Raw genomic sequence first — 4,996 nt, 5'->3', positions numbered from 1 at the left:
ATCGCCAAAAGTGTCAGTACCGCCTCGTGGATCTCACTTCCATCACGAACTCCGCAGCCTGAAAGTACTACGCCTATCTTTTTCATATAAGCCGCCTCCGGTCTCATTGATGCCCCGATCATGGGGGGTGCCCTATTCTAAGCGGGATGATGGCTCTGTGCAAGGGTTTATGTCATTGCTGCAATGCCTCAATCCATACCGATGCAAGAGATGTTGACACTGTTCTTGATTTGCACTAGATTTCAGCTCCCCTCCCACCCCTTACGATATCTCTGATGAGGAACCAGGCGCTGCTGCAGGTCGGTCTGTTATGAATGTAGGGTCGAAGCGGTAACGCTGAGAGAGTGTTCATTGTGGAACAAAAAGCTCCGGAAGTTTTGACTTCGCGATGCACGGGGTGCGGGCGTTGTGTGGCGGCTTGCCCTCTGCGGCTCTTCTCGCTGGAGGTTTGCGGGTGGCGCAAGCACGCCATGCTGCACGCGCCTGAACGCTGCACATGGTGCCGCAGGTGTCTGGATGCTTGTCCTGTCGGGGTTGTTACTGCGGAGAGTCAGCAGGGGGGTCGTGGCGAGGCCGGCGGGGGCGAAGGCTCGCCCCTACCGTGAACAGCTGCCGTCAATGGTGAGGGCTGTAGGCAATATTCTTCTTCTTGAGCTTTTCTATCAGGGTGGTCCTCTTCAGGTTTAACAGGAGGGCCGCTTCCTTCTTGTTCCCCCCCGTTTTCTGCAAGGCTTGCATGATAAGCCTGTTCTCGAACTCCTCGACAGCGCTATGGAGGCAGATTCCGCTCACCGGCAGGACCACGTGCGGGGCCTGGACCACCGGTGCCGCAGGCGCCGCCGATCCTGCAACCTCGGCCAAGGCGGGATTGAGCGGAACTCTGCTGACAGCACGGCCGCCGCGGTATTTCTCCGGCAGGTCATGGTAGGTGATCAGCCTGCCGCTCGTGATGATCACCAGGCGCTCGACCAGGTTTTCCAGCTCGCGCACGTTCCCGGGCCAGCTGTAGTGGGTTAGGATGTCCATCACCTGGTTGTCGAAGCCTTCGATGTTCCTGTTGTTGAGCTTGTTGAACTTCTTCAGGAAGCTGTTCAGCAGCAGCGGGATGTCGGTGCCCCTCTCCCGTAGAGGGGGGAGCGAGATCGGTATCACCGAAAGCCGGTAAAAGAGGTCCTCGCGGAACTTCTTGTCCAGCACCATCTGGTCGAGGTTCTGGTGGGTCGCGGCGATGATCCTGACATCGACCTTCTTGGGCTTGGTGCCACCGACCGGCTCAACCTCCCTGCTCTGCAGAACCCGCAGCAGCTTCACCTGCAGGTTGTGCTTCATGTCCCCTATCTCGTCAAGAAACAGCGTCCCCTTGTCGGCCACCTCGAAGCGACCCATGCGCGACACCACTGCGCCGGTGAACGAACCCTTTACGTGCCCGAAAAGCTCGCTCTCCAGCAGTTCGTCGGGAATGGCGGCGCAGTTGACCGCCACGAAACTCCTGCCGCATCGGTCGGAGAGGTCGTGGATGGCGCGGGCGACCAATTCCTTTCCTGTCCCCGACTCGCCATGGATCAGGATGGTCGAATCCGTTGCCGCCACCTTCTCGATCATCTCGAAAAGCTCCAGCATCTTCTGGCTTTCCCCGATGATGCTCTTCAGCTGCTCACGGCTCTTGACCTTCGGTTTGTGCCTCAGGTTCCTTGCCTGCAGGGCCTGGTGCTCGATCCCCTGGTTGATGGCCGTCTCCAGCCTCTCGAGATTGAAGGGCTTCTCGAGGAAGAAGAAGGCGCCGGCCTTGAGGAGTTCGGCCGTCGTTTCCGAGTTCACAAAGGGGCTGTAGGCGATGACGATAACTTCGGGGCGCAGCGATTTGACCTCCTTTACGAATTCGACCCCGCTGCAGTGCTGCATCCTGGTGTCGGCAATGACCATCTGCACGTCCTGCTGCTCGATTTTCCGCAGCGCGTCCGGTCCGTCAGTCGCCTGCAGCACCTGGTATCCCTTGAAAACCAGAAAGGCGGCCAGGAAGTCCATGGTCTTCTTGTCATCGTCCAATAGTAGTATCGTTTGAGTTTCCATGCAGTTGGCTTTCATCCCCTGGAGGCTGTTAAAGTTGCCTACTTTCAGGCTATTACGCCGCTGTACTCGCTCTGAAGGTACTATACCTGTCCCGGCAGAGGAATGTCAACAAAATGACACGGGCACGATTTGCCGCTCCGTGTCGGAAGATTTGACACCGTCGTCAAGGCAGGTGGGGAGCAGGATTGGAGGGTGAGGCGCAGGGGAAGGGGAAGGGGAAGTGGGGACGCGTTAGTCCCGCAATGAGTCTATCGCCACCAGCTGCGGGAAAAGGCGCATCCACAGGAGGACCACCACGATGGTCCCTATCCCGCCGATGACCACCGAGGGAACGGTCCCGAAGAGAGCGGCCGTGGCGCCTGATTCGAATTCTCCGAGCTGGTTGGAGGTGCCGATAAACATGGCGTTGACCGCGCTGACCCGGCCGCGCATCTCGTCCGGAGTTTCGATCTGCACCAGGGAACTCCTGATGACCACGCTGATGACGTCGGCGGCTCCGAGGATCATCAAGGCACACATGGAAAGGGTAAAGGATTTGGAGAGGGCGAAGACGACAGTGGCAACGCCGAAGACGAAGACGCTGGCGAACATGATCCTCCCGACCCGGCGACGCAGCGGATTGCGGGCCAGGAAGATGGAAATGGCCAGGGCTCCGAGGGCCGGCGCGGCCCTCAGCAGGCCCAGGCCCAAGGGGCCGGTGAAGAGGATATCGCGTGCGTAGATCGGCAAGAGGGCCGTGGCCCCTCCCAGGAGAACGGCGAAGAGATCGAGCGAGATGGCTCCCAGGATGTCGCGCCTGCTCCGGATGAAGGCGATGCCGGCGAAGAGGGAGGTGATGCTGACGGGCTCGCGCTTGGACGGCACTCTGGTGATCCGTATGGCGGTGATGAAGGAGGTGGCGGCAAAGAAGAGTCCCGCTGCCGCGGCATAGACTGTCGTGGGGCCGATGGCATAGAGGAGGCCTCCCAGGGCGGGCCCGACGATGCTGGCGGTCTGGTTGGCCGACGCCGACCAGGCTGAGGCGCTCGGTATCAGCACCGGCGGGACGAGGCCCGGAACGAGGGCGTGCATGGTCGGCCCTTCGAAGGCCCGCGCGGCCCCGATCACGAAGACGATGGAGAGGATGGCCTCCTTACCCAGCCAGCCGCCGAAACTCGCCGAGGGCGAGGGTAGCCAGGGCCAACGCCTCGATCATCTGGCAGGTAGCTGCGATGCGCCTGCGGTCGTAGCGGTCGGCGGTGTGGCCGACCAGCAGCGTCAACAGGAATATGGGAAGGAACTGTGCCAGTCCCACCAGGCCGAGGTACCAGGCGCTGCCGGTGAGGGCGTAGATCTGCCATCCAACCGCCACCCCCTGCATCTGGTAGGAAAGGGTGGAACAGACGCGGGCCAGCCAGAAGAGCCTGAAAGGCTTGTGCTGCAGGACCGACGGTTCGATCTGTGCGTTGGATGTCGCGGAAGTCATGGCTGCCCTTGCTTCAACACTCTCAGGGGGAACTGTGGGACATGTTGCTGTATCTATAAGGACGGAGGAAGTTACTATTACCTTTGTGCGGCAGATTGTAAACGACTTTGTTTGACATCAGCATGCTTTACCTCATACTTTACCGGGGAAGCCACGTCAGGAGCGGGTCCTGCCGCCAAAGGAGGAAGAGTAATGCTTTATTTCGTCAAGGACAATGTCATCCACGAGTATCCTGTGTCCGAACGCTGCAGTGCTGTTTATGCACGGGAGCAGTTGAGGGATACCGTGCCTCGCGGGGTGAAAGAGTGTCCGTACTGCATGAGAGTGTGGCCGGGAAGTAAGGAGTGAGGTAGGGGAACGTTTTCAGCTGCCGGTGCCGGAAACGAAGAAGGCCGCCATTCCGTGGGGAAGGCGGCCTTCTTTTTTTGATGGTGATCCCAAGGGGACTTGAACCCCTGTTACCGACGTGAAAGGCCGGTGTCCTAACCACTAGACGATGGGACCGGAAGTGAATCCCATGCCGGTTAAGCAGGGGGGGCTGTCGCTTGGCCCAGACAGGCGACAGGTGAAAATGGTGAGCCGCGTTGGGATCGAACCAACGACCACCTGATTAAAAGTCAGGTGCTCTACCAACTGAGCTAGCGGCTCTTATCCTGTTTCCAGGTTGATTCTTAAGTGGCGTCCCCAGCCGGATTTGAACCGGCGTCGCCGCCGTGAAAGGGCGGTGTCCTTGGCCGGACTAGACGATGGGGACGCGTGACCTGGTGAGCCCAGCTGGGATCGAACCAGCGGCCCTCTGATTAAAAGTCAGATGCTCTGCCAACTGAGCTATGGGCTCCCCCGGAACGGACCATTCTAAAGAGAGGGAACCGGAAGTGTCAAGCCCGAAAGGGGTTTTTCCGGATGATCGTCTCGTTCCGGTCGGCCCCTACGGACACCAGGGAGATCTCCACCCCCGAGATCTCCTCGAGCATGAGGACATATTTCTGCGCCGCCTTCGGAAGGTCCCCGTATTCCCGGGCGTTGGAAAGATCTTCCTTCCACCCCTCCACCTCTTCATAGATGGGGCGGGCCGCCTCGAATTCGGACAACGACATGGGGACCTCGTCGCGGCGCACGCCTTGGACATCGTATGCGACGCACACCTTCAGCCGCGGCAGTCCCGTGAGGACGTCGAGCTTGGTGAGCGCAACGGAGGACATCCCGTTGATGCGTGCCGCGTACCGGATGACCGGGGCGTCGAACCAGCCGCACCGGCGGGGGCGCCCCGTCGTCGACCCGTATTCATGCCCGCGGTCCCGCATCATCTGCCCGTCGTCGTCGAAAAGCTCGGTGGGGAACGGGCCGCCCCCCACCCGCGTGGCGTACGCCTTCGACACCCCGACGACCGAGCCGATCTTCGTAGGGCCGACGCCTGAACCCGTGCACGCACCGCCGGCCGTGGTGTTCGAGGAGGTGACG

General features: G+C 60.4%; 5 protein-coding genes, 4 tRNA genes and 1 pseudogene. 1 reads left to right on the top strand and 9 read right to left on the bottom strand.

Going from position 1 to position 4,996, the window contains the following annotated elements:
- A pseudogene (locus AC11W3_RS20745) lies at positions 1-86 on the bottom strand (isoprenoid biosynthesis glyoxalase ElbB); the annotation flags it as partial.
- Between the two features lie 258 nt (positions 87-344).
- On the opposite strand from AC11W3_RS20745, the gene AC11W3_RS20740 reads away from it, so the two are divergent.
- Positions 345-605 (top strand): 4Fe-4S dicluster domain-containing protein, encoded by a 261-nt coding sequence (locus AC11W3_RS20740; RefSeq protein WP_484091288.1) that lies wholly within the window; start codon positions 345-347, stop codon positions 603-605.
- Between the two features lie 10 nt (positions 606-615).
- Here AC11W3_RS20740 and AC11W3_RS20735 read toward each other — a convergent pair whose 3' ends face one another.
- From AC11W3_RS20735 to AC11W3_RS20700, 8 genes are all read right to left on the bottom strand, one after another.
- A complete protein-coding gene (locus tag AC11W3_RS20735) occupies positions 616-2,070 on the bottom strand; it encodes a sigma-54-dependent transcriptional regulator (protein ID WP_484093689.1) in 1,455 nt (484 codons plus the stop codon).
- A gap of 231 nt (positions 2,071-2,301) precedes the next feature.
- A complete protein-coding gene (locus AC11W3_RS20730) occupies positions 2,302-3,177 on the bottom strand; it encodes an MFS transporter (protein ID WP_484091286.1) in 876 nt (291 codons plus the stop codon).
- Between the two features lie 25 nt (positions 3,178-3,202).
- Positions 3,203-3,535, bottom strand: coding sequence for an MFS transporter (locus tag AC11W3_RS20725; RefSeq protein ID WP_484091285.1), 333 nt, complete (start codon positions 3,533-3,535; stop codon positions 3,203-3,205).
- Positions 3,536-3,964: 429 nt separating this feature from the next.
- A tRNA-Glu gene (locus tag AC11W3_RS20720) sits at positions 3,965-4,039 on the bottom strand.
- Between the two features lie 68 nt (positions 4,040-4,107).
- Positions 4,108-4,183: transfer RNA gene (locus AC11W3_RS20715), tRNA-Lys, on the bottom strand.
- A 28-nt stretch (positions 4,184-4,211) separates the two neighbouring features.
- Positions 4,212-4,289 (bottom strand) — tRNA-Glu (locus AC11W3_RS20710).
- Positions 4,290-4,297: 8 nt separating this feature from the next.
- Positions 4,298-4,373: transfer RNA gene (locus AC11W3_RS20705), tRNA-Lys, on the bottom strand.
- Positions 4,374-4,413: 40 nt separating this feature from the next.
- A partial coding sequence (locus AC11W3_RS20700; protein ID WP_484093688.1) for an adenylosuccinate synthetase occupies positions 4,414-4,996 on the bottom strand: 583 nt, incomplete at its 5' end.

Source organism: Geomonas sp. (assembly GCF_056994735.1).
This window is presented reverse-complemented; position numbering and strand designations above follow the sequence as displayed.

What these genes read in the sequence shown, in the direction of transcription:
- AC11W3_RS20735 (WP_484093689.1), bottom strand. Translation starts at nt 2,070, where the DNA reads ATGGAAACTCAAACGATACTACTATTGGACGATGACAAGAAGACCATG.
- AC11W3_RS20725 (WP_484091285.1), bottom strand. Translation starts at nt 3,535, where the DNA reads ATGACTTCCGCGACATCCAACGCACAGATCGAACCGTCGGTCCTGCAG.